General features: G+C 61.5%; 16 protein-coding genes. 6 read left to right on the top strand and 10 right to left on the bottom strand.

Annotated features, from left to right (window positions below):
• Positions 1-140: 140 nt before the first annotated feature.
• A complete protein-coding gene (locus ABGM93_RS10145; RefSeq protein WP_321499129.1) occupies positions 141-1,085 on the bottom strand; it encodes a ceramidase domain-containing protein in 945 nt (314 codons plus the stop codon).
• Between ABGM93_RS10145 and moaB the strand changes: the two genes are divergently transcribed.
• Positions 1,084-1,641, top strand: coding sequence for a molybdenum cofactor biosynthesis protein B (gene moaB, locus ABGM93_RS10140; protein WP_321499128.1), 558 nt, complete (start codon positions 1,084-1,086; stop codon positions 1,639-1,641). The genes ABGM93_RS10145 and moaB overlap by 2 nt on opposite strands.
• A gap of 95 nt (positions 1,642-1,736) precedes the next feature.
• Here the strand turns inward: moaB and glyS are convergent, their stop codons facing one another.
• Positions 1,737-3,815, bottom strand: coding sequence for a glycine--tRNA ligase subunit beta (glyS, locus tag ABGM93_RS10135; RefSeq protein WP_321499127.1), 2,079 nt, complete (start codon positions 3,813-3,815; stop codon positions 1,737-1,739).
• A gap of 276 nt (positions 3,816-4,091) precedes the next feature.
• On the opposite strand from glyS, the gene ABGM93_RS10130 reads away from it, so the two are divergent.
• A complete protein-coding gene (locus ABGM93_RS10130) occupies positions 4,092-5,687 on the top strand; it encodes a bifunctional diguanylate cyclase/phosphodiesterase (protein ID WP_321499126.1) in 1,596 nt (531 codons plus the stop codon).
• Positions 5,688-5,726: 39 nt separating this feature from the next.
• Here the strand turns inward: ABGM93_RS10130 and ABGM93_RS10125 are convergent, their stop codons facing one another.
• The 5 genes from ABGM93_RS10125 to ABGM93_RS10105 form a co-directional block, all read right to left on the bottom strand.
• A complete protein-coding gene (locus ABGM93_RS10125; protein WP_321499125.1) occupies positions 5,727-7,643 on the bottom strand; it encodes a DUF2207 domain-containing protein in 1,917 nt (638 codons plus the stop codon).
• Between the two features lie 107 nt (positions 7,644-7,750).
• On the bottom strand, positions 7,751-8,314 hold the full coding sequence (locus tag ABGM93_RS10120; RefSeq protein WP_321499124.1) for a LemA family protein: 564 nt from the start codon (positions 8,312-8,314) through the stop codon (positions 7,751-7,753).
• Positions 8,315-8,853: 539 nt separating this feature from the next.
• Positions 8,854-9,825, bottom strand: coding sequence for a glycine--tRNA ligase subunit alpha (locus ABGM93_RS10115; RefSeq protein ID WP_321499123.1), 972 nt, complete (start codon positions 9,823-9,825; stop codon positions 8,854-8,856).
• Positions 9,826-10,022: 197 nt separating this feature from the next.
• On the bottom strand, positions 10,023-10,217 hold the full coding sequence (locus ABGM93_RS10110; protein WP_321499122.1) for a hypothetical protein: 195 nt from the start codon (positions 10,215-10,217) through the stop codon (positions 10,023-10,025).
• Positions 10,218-10,232: 15 nt separating this feature from the next.
• Positions 10,233-11,036 (bottom strand): S49 family peptidase, encoded by an 804-nt coding sequence (locus ABGM93_RS10105; RefSeq protein WP_321505822.1) that lies wholly within the window; start codon positions 11,034-11,036, stop codon positions 10,233-10,235.
• Between the two features lie 582 nt (positions 11,037-11,618).
• Between ABGM93_RS10105 and ABGM93_RS10100 the strand changes: the two genes are divergently transcribed.
• Together ABGM93_RS10100 and ABGM93_RS10095 are read left to right on the top strand one after the other, a co-directional pair.
• A complete protein-coding gene (locus ABGM93_RS10100; protein WP_321499121.1) occupies positions 11,619-12,755 on the top strand; it encodes a cell wall hydrolase in 1,137 nt (378 codons plus the stop codon).
• Between the two features lie 306 nt (positions 12,756-13,061).
• Positions 13,062-14,219: a GGDEF domain-containing protein gene (locus ABGM93_RS10095; RefSeq protein ID WP_321499120.1), complete on the top strand. Its 1,158-nt coding sequence runs from the start codon at positions 13,062-13,064 to the stop codon at positions 14,217-14,219.
• Positions 14,220-14,222: 3 nt separating this feature from the next.
• Here the strand turns inward: ABGM93_RS10095 and nadC are convergent, their stop codons facing one another.
• Genes nadC through nadA form a run of 3 tightly spaced genes read right to left on the bottom strand, consistent with a single transcriptional unit; the run spans position 14,223 to position 17,889 of the window.
• Complete coding sequence (nadC, locus tag ABGM93_RS10090) at positions 14,223-15,089, bottom strand: carboxylating nicotinate-nucleotide diphosphorylase (RefSeq protein ID WP_321499119.1); 867 nt, start codon at positions 15,087-15,089, stop codon at positions 14,223-14,225.
• The gene (locus ABGM93_RS10085; protein WP_321499118.1) at positions 15,086-16,759 is read right to left on the bottom strand and encodes an L-aspartate oxidase; all 1,674 of its coding nucleotides are present in this window, start codon (positions 16,757-16,759) and stop codon (positions 15,086-15,088) included. The genes nadC and ABGM93_RS10085 overlap by 4 nt, the downstream gene beginning before the upstream one ends.
• Positions 16,760-16,815: 56 nt before the next feature.
• A complete protein-coding gene (gene nadA, locus ABGM93_RS10080; protein ID WP_321499117.1) occupies positions 16,816-17,889 on the bottom strand; it encodes a quinolinate synthase NadA in 1,074 nt (357 codons plus the stop codon).
• A 527-nt stretch (positions 17,890-18,416) separates the two neighbouring features.
• Between nadA and ABGM93_RS10075 the strand changes: the two genes are divergently transcribed.
• Both ABGM93_RS10075 and ABGM93_RS10070 read left to right on the top strand, forming a co-directional pair.
• Entirely contained in the window at positions 18,417-19,664 is a 1,248-nt protein-coding gene (locus tag ABGM93_RS10075; protein WP_321499116.1) for an MFS transporter, read from the top strand.
• 175 nt (positions 19,665-19,839) lie between these two features.
• Positions 19,840-20,811 (top strand): MDR family oxidoreductase, encoded by a 972-nt coding sequence (locus tag ABGM93_RS10070; protein WP_321505820.1) that lies wholly within the window; start codon positions 19,840-19,842, stop codon positions 20,809-20,811.
• The last annotated feature ends 19 nt before the right edge of the window (positions 20,812-20,830 follow it).

Genomic DNA, 20,830 nt, shown 5'->3' with positions numbered 1-20,830 from the left:
TCCGTGATTTGTTGCCGCACCTTAGAACAACCCCATGTTCTATGGAATTCGGGCGGACGCCAGAATTTTCCGATCCGGCGGTTTTTGAAGGTCTTGCTGGAGGCAGTTTGCACGACGCGGGCGAAGGCCCTGGGCTTTGCTTATGCCGGGTGAGTAGGTGCGGGCTGATGCTTTTGTTTTGCGTAAATCACGAGGCGCAACAGCATGTAGGCGACAACCGCATTGAGCACATGCCACATGAAATGCGTGCCGATGGGAAACAAGTCACAGAACTGTTGATCCATGGTGAGAAAGGTCACCGAGAGCGCAAACATCAAACCCGTCATGAAGAAGCCAAGTGCGATCTTTCGATTGTTTGGAGCGATCGAGAGCGCGATGGCAAAAAGGCTGAGAAGCGGCCCAATATACATGGCCGAAACGCCCAGTATCGGACCCAGAAGGAGAGACAGCAACCAGCTTAACCCCAGAAACCCGACGGTCACAAGGGTGGCGCCTGTCAGACCGACCTTGAACAGCCGCAGGATTGCAAAAAAGAAAACCGCAAGGATGAAGATCGCGATGGACAGGATGTCCAGTGCGCTGGTCAGGGGCGTGGCCAATGTGTGGAAAAGAAAAGAGGAAACACCGATGACGGCGACCAGGGTGCTGAGGCCAATGACCGGAAGGTCCAGCCTGCGCTTGCGCAGAAGGACCCAAAAGATGCCGCCCGTTGTCATGAAGAAGGCCAGATTGGAAACCGCATTGGCCGGTTCTGCCCAGAAGGCTCCGTCCAGGCGTTCGCAATAGGCGACGACTAACTGGGTTGGATCCATTGCGTGCTCAATCCGCCGCGCGTTTCGGACTTGCTGCGCGGCATCGCGCGCTTTGCGGACGACGCCACCGCATGCAACCGACCTCGTCAGGCTGGTATCTTGCTCATTTTCCAGCGTGACTGGCAAGTGACCAGGCGCTAGATTCGCCCGCTTCCCGACGTGATAACGCTTGGGCGATGAATATGCTACCGCAGTTTGCAGCGGCGCGTACGGCTCGGCGAGCTTCGCTGGCCAGTTCCGAGCAGAAAAGGTTCCCAGGAGTTGTGAAAGCATGAGCCGCATCGACGAAAGCCGCCCTTTCATCCCGGTTCGCATCGCGGTTCTGACCGTGTCCGACACGCGCGCCCTGGAAGACGATCGCTCCGGAGCGACGCTGGTCGCGCGCCTGGAAGAGGCAGGCCACAAACTGGCCGCGCGCGAGATCGCGACCGATGACGTGACAGCCATTCGTGCCGTGGTGCAGCGCTGGATCGCCGATGAGACGGTGGACGTGATCATTTCCACCGGGGGCACCGGCTTCACCGGTCGCGACGTGACGCCCGAAGCCATCGAACCGCTGTTCGAAAAGCGTATGGATGGCTTCTCGGAGGTCTTTCACCGCATTTCCTACGACAAGATCGGAACCTCCACCGTGCAATCTCGGGCCACCGGCGGGGTCGCGAATGCGACCTATATTTTCGTGCTGCCCGGCTCCCCCGGAGCCTGCAAGGACGCCTGGGACGGCATCCTGAAAGCTCAGCTCGACTACCGCCACATGCCCTGCAATTTCGTGGAGATCATGCCGCGTCTCGACGAGCACCTGAAACGCGGCAAGCTCAGGAAGGGCTAGGGCAGGGGCCAAAATGAAAACGGGCCCGGACCTCATGGAAAGAGGCCGGGCCCGAGGGATTCGGCGAAAAGATCCGACCGCCTATCGAAGCAGGCCTATCCTTCGATGCGCGTGAAGTCTGCAACCGTCAGCGTTGCCTCGCGAATTTCGCTCAGAAGCTTCAGGCGGTTCTCGCGAATGGCGGGATCTTCCGCATTGACGAGGATCTCTTCAAAGAAGCGGTCGACCGGCGCACGCAGCTTGGCAAGCGCCGTCATCGCGGCGGCGAAGTCTTCATGGCGAACGGCAGCTTCGGCTTCCGAACGCGCCGCATCGACGGCCGCAGCCAGCGCGATTTCTTCTTCTTCGACAAGATGGGTTGCCTGCGGACGACCGGCAAAGCTCTGCCCGGACTTCTTTTCCTCGATGCGCAGGATGTTGGTCGCGCGCTTGGTGCCTGCAAGCAGCGAGGCGCCGTCTTCCGTCGCGAGGAACGAACCCAAAGCCTCAACCCGCTTGACGATCATCTGCAGATCGTCCTGACCATCGAGCGCGAAGACCGCATCGATCAGATCGTGGCGTGCGCCCTCTTCTCGCAGATGCACCTTCAGGCGATCCGCGAAGAAGGAGAGCAGGTCATTGGCCTCGCCAAAGCCGGGGCGGGCGGCGTCAAAGAGCTTCAACAGCGGCAGGCGAAGCTTGTTCGCAAGCACGATGCGGATGACGCCGAGGGCGGCGCGGCGCAGGGCGTAGGGATCCTTGGAGCCGGTGGGCTTTTCATCAATGGCCCAGAAACCGGTCAGGAGATCGAGCTTGTCGGCGAGCGCCACCGCGATGGCGACCGGTTCTGCAGGCACGTCATCGGACGGGCCTTGCGGCTTGTAATGTTGCTCGATGGCGTTGGCCACCGCCGCATCCTCGCCCTGGCGGGCGGCGTAATAGCGCCCCATCAGGCCCTGAACCTCAGGGAACTCGAAGACCATGTGGGAGACAAGATCGGCCTTGGCGAGATGGGCCGCCCGTTCCGCCTTCGCCTCATCGGCGCCCACCATCGGCGCGATGACCTTGGAAAGCGCTTCAAGGCGCGCCACACGCTCTGCCTGGCTGCCGAGCTTTTCATGGAAGACGATGGAGGAGAGCTTGTCGACGTTGTTTTCCAGCCGGGTCTTGAGGTCCGTATCCCAGAAGAACTTGGCATCGGAAAGCCGCGCGCGGATGACTTTCTCGTTGCCCGCGATGATCTTCGCGCCACCGTCCGTGGCCTCAAGATTGGAGATCAGAACGAAACGGTTGGCGAGCCGGCCCGTGGCCGGATCGCGCAGCACGAAACATTTCTGGTTGGCGCGGATGGTGGCGCGGATGACTTCATCGGGCACCTCCAGGAAAGCCTCGTCAAAGGAGCCGACGAGAATGACCGGCCATTCCACAAGGCCTGCCACTTCTTCCAGAAGGCCCTCGTCTTCCACCAGTTCCAGCCCGAGCGCCAATGCACGGTCGCGCGCATCATGCGCGATCATGTCCTTGCGCCGGTCGGCATCAAGCACGACCTTGGCCTTTTCCAGCTTGGTCACATAATCATCGAAGCGGCGCACGGAGAAGGGCTCCGGCGCCAGGAAACGATGCCCGGCGGTGGTGTTGCCGCTGGCAACGCCCTCCACCTCGACGGTGATGACATCCGGCTCTTCGGTCTCCGGACCGAAGGTGCACAGGATGGAATGCAGCGGGCGGACCCAGCGCAGCGAGCCCGGTTCGGCGGACGCCGCCCCCCAGCGCATGGACTTCGGCCAGGGGAACTTGTGAACCGTCTCGGCAACCGTCTCGGCAATCACTTCGCTCGCCTCGCGGCCCGGCTTTTCGATCACCGCGACGTAAAAGTCGCCCTTCTTGGGGTCATTGACGATCTTCGCCTCATCAACGGAGGAAAGTCCCGCACCGCGCAGGAAACCTTCAAGCGCCTTTTCAGGCGCGCCGACGCGCGGCCCTTTTCGCTCTTCGCGGGTATCGGGAGACCGGGTCGGAAGACCGGCCACATGAAGGGTGAGACGGCGGGGGGTCGCGAAGGCTTTCGTACCTTCGTAGACAAGACCTGCATCAACCAGAGCGTTGGTCACAAGGGACTTCAGGTCTTCCGCGGCGCGGCGTTGCATGCGCGCCGGGATTTCCTCGCAGAACAGTTCGAGGAGAAGATCGGACATCGGGTTCGCTTTCGGGGCACGAAGAATGAGAACTCACGGACAGTCGGTTAGCAAGTTGCGCTCGCCTTGTCACCTCCCCGCGACAGCGAGGCAGGTGCAGGCGCTCTCCGGTGTGCCGCTCGGCTCGGAATTGAGTAGTCAGTAAAAAGGGCGGTAAATGCAGAAAATACATATTAAAACTGAGAGAATTACCTATCTGCTTTCATTTACGGGAGTAAAACACTTTCCAGCTAAACCGGTGGAGAAGAAGAGCTTAGAAGCTGAAGTGTTGGGCGCATGGCGCGAATTAAGCACATAGTGAACTGGTTCCGATACTCCTCGCAGGCTTCGCGCGACGCGATCGTGATCGCCTGCATCAGTTTCCTGCTGCTGTTTGCCGCTATCCAGCTGGATTTGTACGACGAACTGTCCCACTACACGCGCCGTTACGAGTATGTGCAGTTAGACGAGTTTCTGTTTGTCATGTTCATGGCTGGCCTTATGGCCATCGTCTATGCGTGGCGTCGCCTTCGCGAGCTCAAGGTCGAGATCCGGCAGAGGCGGGCAGCCGAAGCAATGGCCGTCAAACTGACCTTGCACGATGCCCTGACGGGCCTTCCAAATCGCCACAAATTCGAACGACTTGTGACCGACACGATTATCGAGAGAGGCAATCAGAGCTTTGCGGTTCTGGTGCTGCGGGTGGACAATTTCCGGCAGACAATCGATCGTTTCGGCCATGCGGTTGGAGACAATCTGCTTCTGTCCATTTCCAGCCGCATTGCCATGACCTGCGGAGCGGACGCCGAATTGGCGCGTATCGGTCCGAGCGAGTTCGCGGTCAGGTCTCAGCCGATCGACGGCGACGCAGCCATTCTGGACCTCGCCGAAAGGCTGGTCAGCACGCTGGGCGAACCATTCCAGGTGCTCGGTTGCGAGTTATCCATATCGGCGACCGTCGGCGTCTCCCGTTATCCCGACAATGGCACCTCAGCCGCACTGCTTTTACGCCGGGCGGCGATGACCAGACGACACTTGTTTTCGCAAGGCAATGCGCGATGCGGCCTTTTCGACCCAAGCATGGAGTTCGCACTGTCACGCCTGAACAGCCTGGAAAGCCGGCTGAGTGCGGCCATCGAAGCGGATGAAATCGTACCCTATTTCCAGCCCATCGTGGATCTGGGGAGCGGGCGCACTGTGGCTTTCGAATGCCTGGCGCGTTGGCAGGATCCTCAATTGGGTTGGGTGGCGCCCGACCAGTTCATTCCGATTGCGGAAGAATGCGGGCATATTTCGAAACTCGGCGACAGGTTGCTGCGCAAGGCTTGCAGTGAAGCCATGAAATGGCCCTCTGGCATCGGTTTGTCATACAACATTTCAGGTGTGCAGCTGCGCGACCATACGCTTGGTCTGAACGTGTTGTCCGCACTCGGCGAGGTTGGGCTAAGCCCCTGGCGTCTGGAGCTGGAGATCACCGAAACGGCATTGGTGAACGATATTCAGGTTGCGCGCGACACCCTGGAAATTCTCGCGAATACAGGGGTCTCCCTGGCGCTCGATGACTTTGGCACCGGCCATTCCAGTCTGCGCTACATCTGCGATTTCCCCATCCACAAGCTCAAGATCGACCAGTCTTTCGTGCGCACCATGTGCAAGCGGCGCGAGAGCGAGCAGGTTGTCAACGCGGTGATTGGTTTGGCGCGCGGGCTCGGCATCGCCTCCACGGCGGAAGGGATCGAGAACAAGGCGCAGTGGCGCTTCCTGCGCCAGCTCGGGTGCCAATATGGTCAGGGCTACCTGTTTGGAAAGCCAATGCCTGCGAGCGCGGTGCTTGAATATCTCGCCAAGGAAGGGAGAAAAAAGATCTATTCCGCGCGGCGCATGAGCGCCTGAGGTGGAACAAGATCAGCCTGACCGTGGCAGGCGCAGGCCTCACCAGCCGCCTCCGCCCCCGCCACCTCCTCCCCCGCCGACGCCTCCACCTCCGCCGGAAAACCCCGAAGAGGAGGATTTCGGCGTCGGCAGCGATGACGTGAAGGACTGAGACATCGCGTTGACCGTGTCCGACATGGACTGTCCAAAATGATCGGTGTCAAAGGTGCGCCCGTGGTACCAGGACGGCGCATAATGTGCTCCCGCCGCCGCGCCCGTCGCCGCCGCAGCGGCGAGCCAGGCCTGGAATGCCTCCGACCATGGTTTTTCAACCTCGAGCGCGACCGCATAGGGCAGCAGGGTCTCGTATCTGTTGGGGGACATGTCCGGCGCCCCCGCCATGTTCATACGCTCCCGTTCCGCCACCGAGAGATAGAGCTTCAGCCCCTCGATCTGATCCATGAGGTCTCGTCCATGGGCAGTTGGAGCCCCCATGATGAAATAGAACAGGCCGTTGATTACAAAGAGCGAAGCCACAATCACCGGCACGAACGGGGTGTCTCCGCCAGCAAGGGCGAAGCTGATGATTTGCGCGCCGATCCCGCTCATGAAGATGCCGAGAAAGCCCGCAATCAGGATGAATTGCATCATTCCGGTCAGCGACTTGGCTCGCAGCAGCTGGAAGGCGATCTTCACAGCGATGAAGCAGAAAAAGCCGATGATGATGGAGATCGGGCCGAGAAAGGCGAATTCGAACGCGTTCAACTGGCCGAAGAAGAGAAGCGCTGCAACGGTCAGGATGCTGAGCACCAGCCCGGGTACCCAGTAAACGGTATTGGCCTTGAAGAACTTGTTCCGGTTCTCGCCTGTGATGGCGTGTCGAAACGTGTTGCCAAGCTTCGAAACCTGCGAACCGTGTTTCTTGGAAAGCGTCAGGGGACGGCCGTCCAGAGCATCGATGATGGCGGCTTCGCCGCGCGGCAGCCTGGTTGCGTCAACCCGTTTGGCCGTGGGCTTCAGGGTGATCTCGTCATCCAGATCGTCGAATTCCAGCAGCCCCTTGACGGCCAGGTTGATGCACGCTGCCGAAAGCGCGCGCCATCCGGAACCGGAAAAGCCGCGGTTGTGTATGTAGTCGGCAAGGGCCGGGGAGACGCCATCAGGGGCATGGAAGAGAGGAATGATCGTGCCGCGCGGGGGATCGCGCCCCACACGCCGCCATGCCCATAGAAAATAGGCCAGAACAATCAGAATGCCGATACCGGCGATGATCTCCTTGCGGTGATCGAGCAGGAAGTGTCTGGCGCGGTCTTCGGCTGAGGGAGGAGGGATGGTCCCCTTCGGCATTGCGACGGCCACCGAAAACCCTTCTGCTTGTTGCAAGGGGCGCGTGGTGGAGAAGACCACAACATTGCCGCCGTCCTCTGCATGGGCGGTCCAGTCTGTACCCGTGTCGCCGGTGCGGCCCGTGAAGGCGATCCTGTTTGTGGCGGCGATGCCTTCAGGAAGCGTGATGCGCGCCGTGGCCCGCTCTATGGGGAAAGCCCATTCCTGACCCGTAACGTTCCAGTACAGCTCGTCGTGATCGTCAAAGAAACGGATCTGACGGGTGGTGCGATAGGCGATCGTAAACGTGTGCGCGCGGTGGGCGAGGAGGGTATCAGCCGCACCGATATAGATGCGGACCCCCTCTCGGGTCTGGTTTTCGCGGTACGCTTCGTCCTTTCCGTCACGCCGGATGGACAAGAGGTCGAAGCCGACGCGACGGCTGGCGCCGTCGGCGCTTTCGAAGGTCAGAGGAATATCGCGATAGATCCCGCGCTTGATCTCTCGCCCTTCGGCCACGGCGGTGATGTTCTCCGTGACGAGGAGTGAGCCGTCGGCTTCGACACGGATGGTGACGTCAAAGCGTGTGATCTGCTCCTGTGCACCGACAGGGGCCGATAACGCACCAAACATCGCCAAGAGCGCGAGCATGAGACGCGCACCGGGATTTGGGAACAGGGCGCGCAGCGCGTTCCGCGGTGATCTGAGGTATCTGGAGTGCCATGGATTGATCATGGCTCACGATAGCATCATCGAGCCTACTTGCCGAAACGTACCTTGGGTGTCGCGCGCTCGTTGTCGTCTTCGATCTCGAAGTAGTCTTCGCTGGAGAACCCGAACTGGTTCGCGATGAGATTGGAGGGAAAAGCCTCCACCGTGACATTCAGATCCCGCACGGCGCCGTTGTAGTAACGACGCGCCATCTGCAATTCGTTCTCGATGTTGCGCAACGCATCCTGAAGGTCGAGGAAGTTGTCGGAGGCATCCAGCTCGGGATAATTCTCCGCAACCGCCATCAGCCGGGAAAGGGCTGCGCTCAGCATGCCTTCCGCCTGAGCGCGCCCTGCCACGTCGCCGGAGGGCACCCCACCGGCGCGCGCGCGCATTTCCGTCACCGCCGCGAGCGTCTCACGTTCGTGGCTCATGTAGCCCTTCACCGCCTCGACGAGATTGGGGATCAGGTCGAACCGACGTTTTAGCTGTACGTCGATGCCGCTCCATCCCTCACGCACCATCTGGCGTTGACGCACGAGACGGTTGTAGAGCGCGATGGCGTAGACGACGATCGTCGCGAAAAAGGCAAGGACGATCCAACTGATCATGCAAAAGGTCCCTGAAGAAGCGTGTGGCGCTCATGTGCGCCGGACAAATGGCGATTTTGCGAGAACGACCTGACTTTGTCGCATGCTCGCTAACAATTGGGCGCTTTCTTACTGCTTCGGCAATAAGGCGCGCCCGCGGCAAATGAACCGGGTCGGAAGCCAGCCTATCTGCTGGACCCGAGCCATTTCCCTGTACAATACACGGAACGCCCAGCAATTACCTTGATGCATCGGACGCGTCAAACGCGAATGCAGCCAGAGTTTCGTGCGCTGTGGCAAGCAGACGCATGGGGATATCGTTGGCTCATAAAAATGATTGGTCGAATGTCTCGACAGAGCCGCGCCCTGTGCAAGGGGCGATGCCGATTCACTGTGCATGACAAGATCAGCGCGCCGGTGCGGCCGTTCTCCATTCGGGAAAACAACCCAGGGCCCCAATCCTGCAATCGAAGGCAGGGGAGCCCCGTGTCACCTCTTGATCCCGCGCGCCACGCCACCGTTGGGCCGGGCAGTGAATAAGGTGTCAGCCGGGGCGGCGCCTAGGCGCCGCCTGCTTTTGTCTTGAGGAAGGCTGCACCGCAGGACTTGGCCAGTTCGCGCACCCGCAGGATGTAGGACTGGCGTTCGGTGACCGAGATCACCCCGCGCGCATCCAGCAGGTTGAAGCAATGCGAAGCCTTGATGCACTGGTCATAGGCTGGGAAGACCAGCTTGTGGATGCCGTCGCCGGCTTCCTCCATCGCCTTTTCTCCGGCTTTCAGAAGCGCCTGGCATTCGCCTTCGGCATCGCGGAAATGGCGGAACAGCATCTCGGTGTCGGCATATTCGAAATTGTGCCGGGAATATTCCTGCTCCGCCTGGAGGAACACGTCGCCATAGGTGACCTTCTGGTCGCCTTCCAGACCGTTGAAATTGAGGTCATAGACATTGTCGACGCCCTGCACATACATGGCGAGGCGCTCCAGACCGTAGGTCAGTTCACCCGAAACGGGCGAACATTCGAAGCCCGCCACCTGCTGGAAATAGGTGAACTGCGAGACTTCCATGCCATCGCACCAGCATTCCCAGCCAAGGCCCCAGGCGCCAAGCGTCGGGCTCTCCCAATCGTCCTCGACAAAGCGGATGTCGTGGACGGAGGAATCGATGCCGATGGCAGCCAGCGATGCGAGGTAGAGCTCCTGCAGGTTTTCCGGCGAGGGCTTCAGGATGGCCTGAAACTGGTAGTAATGCTGCAGGCGGTTGGGGTTCTCACCATAGCGGCCATCTGTCGGGCGGCGGGAGGGTTGCACATAGGCCGCCTTCCACGGGCGCGGGCCCAGCGAACGCAGGGTCGTTGCCGGATGGAAGGTGCCGGCGCCCACTTCCATATCGTAAGGCTGCAGGATCACGCAGCCCTTGTCGGCCCAGAAGCGCTGAAGGGTAAGGATGAGGCCCTGAAACGAGCGCTGCGGGCTGAGATGGGCGGCGAGCTCGCCTGCGCCGGTTTCCGTGAGCCCGTGTTCGATAGGCATGGTGTCCAAAATCCTGAGAATGCCGGGAAATCGAGGTCGCGCGGGTCATCGCGCGAGCAGCGCGCGGACACTATCGGCGCACCCGCACCCGGTCAAGGGCGCCCACTGGCGCAAGGCCAGCCTTCGGGATGGGCCTGGTTGCTGATTTGCTCCGCATGACGTCGCGGTCGTCGGCGCGGGGGCATGATGAGAGCCTTTCAGGCTTCTCCGCCACCGCGATCGTCGGTTGCGCGATATCGGCCGGTCTGCGGGTCTTTCACCAGTGTTTTCGCGGCCTTGATCGACTTGCGCTGGCGGGCCGCGTCGGCTTTGCGGCCCTGTGTGCCGAGGAAGCGGAATATCGCAAAGACCGCGACAAGCGCCAGGAGCAGGATGCCCAGTTTTCCGATCACGGTTGTCCTCTTTCTCTAGAGACCATAGCGGGCCCACAGGCTGCGCTCTTCCAGCGCCGCCACCATGTCGCGCGCCAGTCCGTTCGTGTTCAGTCCCTGATCCAGAGCGATGCCGACACCGGCGCGGCGCGGGAAGAAGGAACGTTCGCCACCAATCAGCACAAGCCGAACTTTTTCCCCAAACCTTGCCCGCGCGAAGGAACGCAGATCACCCAGATCATCGACAAGGCCAAGGGAGCGGGCCGTCTCTCCGACCCAGAAAAGCCCGGAATACAGATCCGGATCGTCGTTCAGCACATCGCCGCGCCGCGCGCGCACCATTTCGATGAAGACCTCGTGGATCTCTTGCTGCAGTGTTTCCAGATGGGTGACATCGTCCGGGTTTTCCGGCTGGAACGGATCAAGGATGCCCTTGCGAGTACCGGATGTGTGGACGCGCCGTTCCACGCCCAGCCGTTCCAGCAGGTCCACAAAGCCGAACCCTGCCGATATGACACCTATGGAGCCGACGATGGAGGACGGATCGCAAATGATCTCGTCTCCGGCCAGGGCGATCATGTAACCGCCGGAGGCCGCGACATCTTCCACGAAAACCAGAACCTGCTTCTTGTGTTCATCGGCGAGCTGCCGGATGCGCTGGTAGATCAGCCGTGCCTGGACCGGCGAACCGCCCGGTGAGTTGACGACGATCGCGACCGCTGGCGTGCCGTCGAAGCGGAAGGCCTTTTCCAGATTGTTGGCGCAGCTCGAAAGCGTGAGGCCCGGGCGCAAGGGCGAGGCCAGACCGATCGCGCCGTTGAGGCGGACGACGGGAAGCATCGGCGGAACCTTGCCGAGGCGACCGGGCAGGAATTTGCGTGCGCGCGTAAAGAAACCCAAGAAGACCTCCCTTGGAAAGGCCGCCGAGACGGGCGGCAATTCAAACTCATATAGGTCACATGTCCGCGCAGTGCCAACGGCGCGAAGCGCGATGGATCGCAACGGGCAATGCGGGCTTTTCGATCAAACCTTCACGAAGGTCTTAACCTTAACTGACGGGATTTGCGGGAGAAAAACGCAAAAACCCGCAGATTTCAGCGCGATTAACAATCTTTCAAGGTTAAGCGGGTTTTATGGTGAGCGTCGCTGGAAAGGCGACACCGCGTATCGGTGAGAGCGGACGGTAAGCTGAAACCACAAGGGTTTGCAGGCCGAAATCCCCTCCCAACAGCCGGGATGTTCCGGCGCGGGATTTCCCGTGCAGGCCTGGCATGGCCGAATTGGTAAAGTGGAGTTGCGCGTATGTCCGGCCTGTATGTCCCGCCAAGGGGCCCTTCGCCCCGGCGAGTGTCCATGAGAGCGCCCAGAAGGTTGCCGGCCACGGCGACGAGGCGATCCCGGTCAACTGCCGGTGGCGTATTCGTGAAGTCGCTCCTGCTCGGTGTCGCACTCTATTTCGGCTTTCCCGATCGCTTTGCCTTTCAGGACACGTTGAGCCTGATGGAGCGCGAGGAAAACCCGTCCTTGCGCTGGCTTGCCGCCATCGAACCGGCTCAAAGCACGACAATTTCCCGCCCAAGCCTGGTTATGGCGTCCGGAACAAGGCCGGATGGACCCAGCTATCGCGTTACCGGGCATGCCGATGGCGCGCGCGCGACCATTCTCGCCGGTCTCGACGCGTCCGTCATGGGGCGTGATGTGGTGGATGTGCCGGAAAAGGTGCGCACCAACAGTTCCACCAAGGGCAATCGTCTGGTTTCCATCGCCCCGGACCGGCAGATGGTCGATAATGCCTCCGGCACGGTTTACCACATGGGCAGCCTGATTGGCGCGCAGCCCGCACAGTCCCTGCCGCGGGTTGCCTTTGTGCAGCCGCAGGCGGTTCCGCAAACGCAACTTGCCGCACTTGATCCGGCAACCAAAAAGCCCGGAAAGCCGCTGAATCTCAACAAGATGCTGATGGCGCGCGCCGCGGCAGCCGCCGGCTTCTCCTCGCTTTCCGCCTATGCGCCGAGCGCCGTGGAAGATACCGCCCTGCCGTTTGCCGCACTCTTCGGCACACCGCCAGGGCCCACGCCTGAAGAAGAAGCCGTGGATCGGGAGAACCCGCATTGGTGGGCGTCGAATCCGCTTCCCGCCAGCGTGATCCTGCCGAAGGAACAGCGCTGTCTGGCCGAGGCAATCTATTTCGAGGCGCGGGGCGAGCCGGAATCCGGTCAGGCTGCGGTTGCGCAGGTCGTGCTCAACCGGGTGAAGAACCCGGCCTATCCCGCCACCATCTGCAAGGTGGTTTATCAAAACCGCACGCAGCGCAACTCCTGCCAGTTCTCCTTTGCCTGCGATGGCAAGCCGGACCGCATCTCCTCGAAAGAGTCATGGGATGTGGCGCAGAGGCTGGCCCGCGAGATCATCTCTGGCAAACACATGTCGGAAAAGGTCGGGGCTTCGACCCATTATCATGCGACATATGTACGCCCTCGCTGGGCCCGCAAGATGAAGCGGCTCGGCAAAGTCGGACGCCACGTCTTCTATCAGACCTATGGCGGCGGCTGGAGCTGACCGCCTTGCTCCGGACGTTCCGACTTCGCGGGCTGTGCGATGTTTTCCGGCAAAACCAAGCCTGAGCGGCGTTTTCCGGAACGTATCCCTAATGTCGGTGAGCATGCGGATCGGCGAGAGGGCGATTTGAAACAACGGAAAACGAGTTACATCTATTATCGGTAGTCAGGCGTCCCGCTCTCTCAATGCCGCTTGAGGATAGTGTTGTCCACAAGCTGCGCAAAATGCAGATGAACGTCAAATTAAGATTTCGCGCCGCACTTTGGAGTTGTGTTCTTCTTCCCTCCACTGCGGTGACGCCGATCGATGTCGTTGGAATACAACACTCTCCTGATGGCCCTCTCGGTCAGTTGCATTGCCATGAGCATGACGCTGGCCGTGACGTGGATTGCGTATCGTCGAGATGTTTTTCTTCTGACCTGGTCGCTCTCCGCGCTTCTTCTGTTTCTGGGATCCATTGTCTACGGCCTTTATGCCGCCATGCCCTCACGTGTCCCGGCAGCCGTCGGAACAACAGTCCTGTCGATCGGTTTCACGATGTGCTGGATTGCGGCTCGGCAGTTTCGTAGCCGTTTGGTCCCTGCTCGCAAGTACGTTGTTCTGATTGGGGTGATTGCGGTATCCCAGTGGGCACTTCAACTGGCCGGACTTGTCGGCCTCATGCTGCTCCTTTTCAATGCGCAGGCCATGGTGTTGCTCTTCGCCACCGCCTGGGAATACTGGTGCGCCCGCTCCGAGCGGCTCCATTCCCTGAAATGGCTGACGGCGCTTTATGTGCTCGTCGGGCTGTCCTTCGCACTGTGTATTATCCCGCTCGCGATTGAGAGCCCCCTCTATCTGTACAGCGCGCCGAAGAATTGGGCGGAGACGCTGCAGACGTTTATCTGCATCATCAGCATCACGGCCATTGGTGGCTTGTCACTGGCGATCAATCAGGAACGTGTCGTGCGAGACCGCACGATGGAGGCCCGCACCGACGGACTGACCGGAGTTCTCAACCGTCGTGCCTTCGACGACCTGTCGAGCGATAGCCTGCCCAGGGGAAAAACGGTGGTTGCGATTTTCGACCTCGACTTCTTCAAGGACGTGAATGATCGCTGTGGCCACGCCTTCGGCGATCTCGTGCTGAGGACCTTCGCCTCCGTTTGCTCCGCCAATTTGCGCAATCAGGATGTTGTGGCCCGCATAGGCGGGGAGGAATTCGCGGTCGTGCTGGAGGACTGCACGGTGGAGCGGGCGATTGTTGTGGCCAACCGTATCCGACTGCGCTTCGCCAGGCAGAAGCTCTCCTTCGAGGGGGAGCGGGTTCGATGCACGGTGAGCGCGGGGGTGTGCGGCAGCTCGCCCGATGAGGTGGTGACAATCCACACCCTTCTGGGTGGCGCGGATACCGCCCTCTACCAGGCAAAGCAGAATGGCCGGAACCGCGTCTGCCAATTCGATATGAAACTGGCAGCCGCCTGAGGGTCACACGGTCTCAATCTCGATGTCGAGGCCGAGATCCAGCGTTGGCGCGGAGTGGGTGATCCAGCCAATGGAGATGAGGTCCACGCCCGCTTCCGCAATGGCTTTTACCGTCTCCAGATTGATCCCGCCCGACGCCTCGCTCAGGGCCCTCGCATCAATGATGTCGACCGCGGTGCGAAGCGTCTCCGGCCCCATATTGTCCAGCAGCACAACGTCCGGTCTGGCCTCCATCGCTTCACGAAGCTGGTCGAGGGTGTCCACTTCCACTTCGATCTTCACCAGATGGCCGACATGGGCCCGGGCACGCTTGACGGCCAGCGCTACGCCGCCCGCCAGCGCAATGTGATTGTCCTTGATGAGAATGGCATCATCGAGCCCGAAACGATGATTGGCTCCGCCTCCGCACCTGACCGCGTATTTCTCGAAGGCGCGAAGTCCCGGCGTCGTCTTGCGCGTGCATACGATGGACGCGCGGGTGTGGGCGATGCGCTCCGCGAATTGAGCGGTCGCCGTCGCAATCCCGCTCAGATGGCCGAGATAGTTGAGCCCCACGCGCTCGCAGGCGAGCACCGCACGGGCAGGCCCCTCGATGCGGGCGACAGGCGTTCCCGGCTCAAGGGTTGCGCCATCGCTTGCAAGGCGCTCCACACGGATTGAACCCTCGGTCTGGCGGCAAGCGCTTTCCACGAAGCCGAGGCCGGAGAGCCGCCCGAACTTGCGCGATACGATGACCGCGCGGGCCTGGGTGTCGGCGGGAATGGTGGCCTGCGATGTGATGTCTCCGGCGCGGCCCCAGTCCTCAAGGAGGGCTGCCTTGACCGCATCGTCAATCATCAGGCGGGGAAGTTCGGGCAAGGCTATGGTCATCGGGCGTGCTCCATCGTGGGGGCGGTGCGGGCAGGGACGGATGGTCCGTCTCCGCCCAAGGCCTCGCGGATGACGGTATTGACCTCTTCAAGCGTCATGAGAGCGCGTCGTGCCAAGGCGGGGCTGGTGTTCGGGTGGTCAGTTCGGAAATGCCCGCCGCGGCTTTCCTCGCGCAGCAGTGCGGCGGCCGCGATCATGCGGGCGCAGACCAGCATGTTGGCGCAATCGATCCCATCGCATTCGATGGAGAGCGTGGCGAGTTCGGCAAGCGCCTCCTTCAGTCCCGCGCCGTCCCGCATGACGCCGACCTTCGTCGCCATCAGTTTGCGCAGCCGTGCGACGGTGATGCGGTCGCTGGGTTGCGCGGCGAGGGGCGTCGTCATGCCGGGCAGGGGGCGCCAGTCCGCGACGTCGCTCACCGGCATGGTAGCGGCAATATCGGTCGCGATCCTGTTTGCGAAAACGGTGGCCTCCAGCAGCGAGCTGGAGGCGAGCCGATTTGCGCCATGCAAGCCGGTTGAGGCAACTTCGCCCGCCGCCCACAAGCCGGGAAGGGAGCTGCGTCCGCGCGCATCCGTCCACACCCCACCCATGTGATAGTGGGCGGCCGGGCGAACCGGTATCGGCTGGCTGACAGGGTCTATGCCTGCGCCCAGGCAGGCGGCGTAAACGGTCGGGAACCTTTCGGGAAACTCCGTGCCGACGCAGGCGCGCGCATCGAGAAAGGCTCCGCGTCCGGCAGTCACTTCGCGATGAATCGCGCGGGCGACCACATCGCGCGGGGCAAGTTCCTTCAGGGGATGGATTTTCTCCATGAAGCGCTCGCCTGCGAGGTTCACGAGGACCGCGCCTTCACCGCGAAGAGCTTCGGTCGCCAGCGGCGCCGGGTCGAGCCCGATATCGATCGCCGTGGGGTGGAACTGGACGAATTCCGCGTCCGCGATCACGGCACCGGCCCGCGCCGCCATGGCGAGGCCCTGCCCCGCGGCCTCGGTTGGATTGGTCGTCACCTCGTAAAGGTGGCCGGCGCCCCCAGAGGCCAGAACCACGCTTCGGGCGGCAAAGGAAAGGCGCAGACAGTCGGCCTTGCGCCGGGCGATGAGGCCGCAAACCCGGTTCCCCTCCCGCATCAGGCTTTCCCCGACAAAGCCTTCGAGGACGCGGATGGACGGTGTCTTGCGCACGGTGGCGATGAGTGCCTGCATGACCGCGCGCCCCGCCGTGTCTCCACCGACCCGCACGACGCGGGCACGCGAGTGGGCGGCCTCGCGCGACAGGCTTAATCGTCCGTCCAGATCGCGGTCGAAAGGTGCGCCACAGGCCAGAAGGTCGGCAATCCGCGCCGCTCCCTCGTATGTGACGCCGTGGACGATGGCCTCGTCGCACAAACCGGCTCCGGCCGCGATGGTGTCGGCGGCGTGAAGCTCGAATGTGTCGCCTTCGCCGACGCTGGCCGCGATGCCGCCCTGCGCCCAGACCGAGGCCGCGCCTTGCCCAAGCGGAGCGCCGCAGAGCACGCTCACCCGTCGCTCCGCTTGGGCAAGCTTCAATGCGGTGAAAAGCCCGGCAAGGCCGCCGCCAAGGATGACGACGTCCTCCGGTTTATCGCCTGCGGGGACGATGCTGGAGATATCTCGGGGCTGAAGGGCGGCGCGTTGGGCGAAGGTCATGGCAGGATATCCCATGTCGCAGATGCGGAGGAGGGCGAGGTGGGGAGGTCCCCATCTCAGCTTTGCAGGTTGATCATCCGTTCCACGGCGGCGCGCGCGCGTTGCGCGACAGCCGGATCGACGACCACCTCGTCGCGCATGTGCACGAGGCTTTCGAGGATTTTCGGCAGGGTGATCATCTTCATGTAGGGGCACAGATTGCAGGGCCGCACATACTCGACGCCGGGCGTTTCCACCGCGATGTTGTCGGCCATGGAGCACTCTGTGACGAGCAGCACCTTCTCAGGCTTGTTCTGTTTTACCCAGGCGATCATGCCGGACGTGGAGCCGGTATAGTCGGCCTCCGCCGTCACGTCGGTCGGGCATTCCGGATGGGCGACGATCTTCACGCCCGGAACGCTCTCGCGGTATTCGCGCATCTCCGCGCCGGTGAAACGCTGGTGGACGACGCAGGCCCCTTCCCATGTCAGGATCTCGACATCCGTGTGAAGCGCCACATTGGCCGCGAGATACTTGTCGGGGATCAGCAACACCCGCGGCACGCCCAGCGATTCAACGATCTGAAGCGCGTTGGAGGAGGTGCAGCAGATATCGCACTCCGCTTTCACCTCGGCGGACGTGTTCACATAGGTCACGATGGGCACACCGGGATGTTTTTCGCGCAGGCCACGCACATCGGCGGCCGTGATCGATTCCGCCAACGAGCAGCCCGCCCCCATGTCCGGCATCAGGATCGTCTTGTCGGGGTTCAGGATTTTCGACGTCTCGGCCATGAAATGCACACCGCACTGGACGATGACATCCGCCGTTGAACGTGCGGCTTCCTTGGCCAGCTGCAGGCTGTCGCCCACAATGTCGGCCACCCCGTGATAGATCTCCGGCGTCATGTAATTATGCGCCAGGATGACCGCGTTGCGCTCTTTCTTGAGGTCGTTGATCGCCTTCACATAAGGCGCATAGGCCGGCCATTCGATGGCAGGGATGATGTGGCGGACCTTTTCGTAGGCCGCTGCGGTTTCTTCCGCCACCAAGGGTGTGTAGGCGAGGGCGGGCATCGCGACGGTGGGAAAGGTGCGCTTGAGCGGCGTGTCCGTGTAAGCGGGCGTTCCGACGTGTGCTGAGCTCGACATGAGGAAGATCCCCTATTGGATATACTCATAAAGAGCAAAAGACGCAGACAAAAGAAACCGGCGGCGCGCCAGCTTGTGTCAGACTTATGCTCATTTCGAGCCTTATATAGGTGCTCGCGCTCGGAAAAGCCAGCGCGGAATTTATGTCTGCCGGACGAGACCGTAATCCGGGGCGTGATCTTGATCGGAATTCAGGTGAGTAGTCCGGGTGCCGTAGCGCCCGGATTGACAAGGAAAACAACGATCTGAGACGGCCGCAAGACAAACCCATTCGGTTGTTTGATGTCCGTCATGAAAACTTTTGACTTATCGATCGGTTGAGCAAGGCCTATAGACGAAACACAGGAGCCTCGCGTTTTCGGCTGAAAGATCTATGAGACCCGGACGAGACATGTGTCCCGCTCGGGTGGATTGGCGAGCCGTGCGCCCGCCGCCGGAGGGGGCGGTGGAAGAGAGGAGACAAGTGGCGGAGCAGGGGCAGGTCCCGGCTCCGTTCCCGGAACAAGTCCGGCAGGGGAGGATGAGCCGTGTCTCAAGACAGGTCTGAAACCGCGGCCACGCCGTTCTGGCGCGCCGTGCCGTTCATTATTGTGTGCGGCAGCGTCGTCGCCATGGCCTCCTTCGGGCCGCGCTCATCCATGGGGCTGTTTCTCGCGCCCATGACGGAAATGCGGGGCTGGAGCCGCGAGACCTTTGCGCTCGCCATCGCCATCCAGAACCTTCTGTGGGGACTTGGACAGCCAATCGCGGGCGGATTTGCCGATCGCTACGGCACCACGCGCGTGCTCATCGCAGGGGCGTTGCTGACCGGTGCTGCTCTGATCCTGATGCCGCTTTCGACCTCGCCTTTCATGTTCCATCTGAGCGCGGGCGTTTTGTTTGGCCTCGGCCTGTCCGCCTGCTCTTTCAGCATCGTCCTGGCCGCCTTTGGCAGGATTGTGTCCCCCGCACGACGCTCCATTGCCTTCGGTATCGGCACGGCGGCGGGCTCCTTCGGCCAGTTCCTCTTTGCTCCGCTGGGGCAGGCCCTCATCGATACACAGGGCTGGCAAAACGCGCTCCAGACGCTGGGGTTTCTCACCTTCGGCCTGATCTTTTGCTTTTCGCTTGCGCTGAAGGGCAAGCCTAAGGCGCAGCCGTTGCAGGGGTCCGAACGCGATCAGACCATCATGGAGGCGCTGTCGGAGGCCTTGCGCCATCCAAGCTACCTTCTGCTGGTCGCAGGCTTCTTCGTTTGCGGTTTCCACCTCGCCTTCGTCACCGTTCACCTGCCCGCCTATCTGATCGATCGCGGGCTCGATCCGGTTTGGGGCGGCTGGTCGATCGCCTGTATCGGGCTGTTCAACATCATCGGCGCATTGGCGGCAGGGCAGCTTGGCCAACGTCATCCCAAGCAGATCATGCTTGTTTGGATTTATCTGGCGCGCGCGGCGCTCATCGTCTTTTTCGTGCTGACACCGATCTCGCCCGTCACGGTTTTGATATTCTCTGCCGCGCTTGGGCTTCTGTGGCTGGCGACCGTACCGCCCACCTCCGGTCTCGTCGCCGTCATGTTCGGTCCGCGCTATATGGCCATGCTCTTCGGTGTCGTCTTTCTGTCCCACCAGATCGGCTCGTTCATCGGTGTCTGGCTGGGTGGGCGGCTCTATGACACGACCGGTTCCTACGACGTGGTCTGGTGGATCAGCGTTGCTCTGGGGCTTTTTGCCGCAGCGGTCCATTGGCCGATCAAGGATCAGGAAATCGACAGGCCGATTATCACGGCTGCGCCTTAGCGCGAACGCCCTGCAACCAGACGATGCTGACATTCGCCGCTGTCCGGATAGGGGCAGCGGCCACCGTCATGGTAATTATTCCCCCCTTGTCCCGGGGCTTTGACATTGCGACAACTCCCCTCTGAAATGATTACAAACAGGAGAGTGTGCTGTGGAGAGCTTCAAGGCTATCTGGATGACCCGCGAGGAAGGGGTCAAGCAGCAGAACCCTGCGATCGTCAAGGACATTACCCTCGATGATCTCATGCCGGGCGATGTGACGGTGCAGGTGAAATACACCACCATCAACTACAAGGACGCCCTTGCGATCACCGGCAAGAGCCCGATCCTGCGCACATACCCCATGATCCCGGGCATCGATCTGGCGGGAGAGGTGGTTTCCTCGCAAAGCGACAAGTTCAAGCCCGGTGACAAGGTGCTCTTGAACGGCTTCGGCGTCGGCGAAACCCACATGGGCGCTTTTTCGGGCATGGCGCGGCTCAAGTCGGAATGGCTGATCCCGCAGCCGGAGGGCCTGAGCGGCTGGCAGGCCATGGCCATCGGCACGGCAGGCTACACGGCGATGCTCTGCGTCATGGCGCTCGAACGCGCCGGGCTCACACCGAGCGACGGGCCGATTCTCGTCACGGGAGCCAACGGCGGCGTCGGATCCGTTGCCATCAGCGTGCTTTCAAAGCTTGGTTTCCATGTGATCGCCTCCACCGGCCGCGCCTCCGAAGAGCCCTATCTCAAGCGTCTCGGCGCCAAGGAGATCATCGACCGCAACGAGCTTTCCCTGCCGGGTCGCCCGCTTGGCAAGGAACGCTGGGCCGGTGCCGTTGACTCAGTCGGCAGCTTCACGCTCGCCAACGTCTTGTCCCAGACCCGCTATGGCGGCTCCGTCGCCTGCTGTGGTCTGGCGCAGGGCATGGATCTGCCTGGCTCCGTCGCCCCCTTCATTCTGCGCGGTGTCACGCTTCATGGCATCGATTCCGTCATGGCCCCGATCGAGCGCCGCATTGAGGCCTATCGCCGGCTGGTCAGTGATCTCGACAAGGATCTCCTGACCGAAGTCGCCACCGAGATCGGGTTCGACGACATCATTGGCAAGGCGGAAGAACTGCTGGCCGGCAAGGTCCGCGGTCGCCTTGTCGTCACCATGAGCTGACGACAGGCCGGTTTGCAAA

This window comes from Breoghania sp. (assembly GCF_963674635.1).
GTDB lineage: Bacteria > Pseudomonadota > Alphaproteobacteria > Rhizobiales > Stappiaceae > Breoghania.
This window is presented reverse-complemented; position numbering and strand designations above follow the sequence as displayed.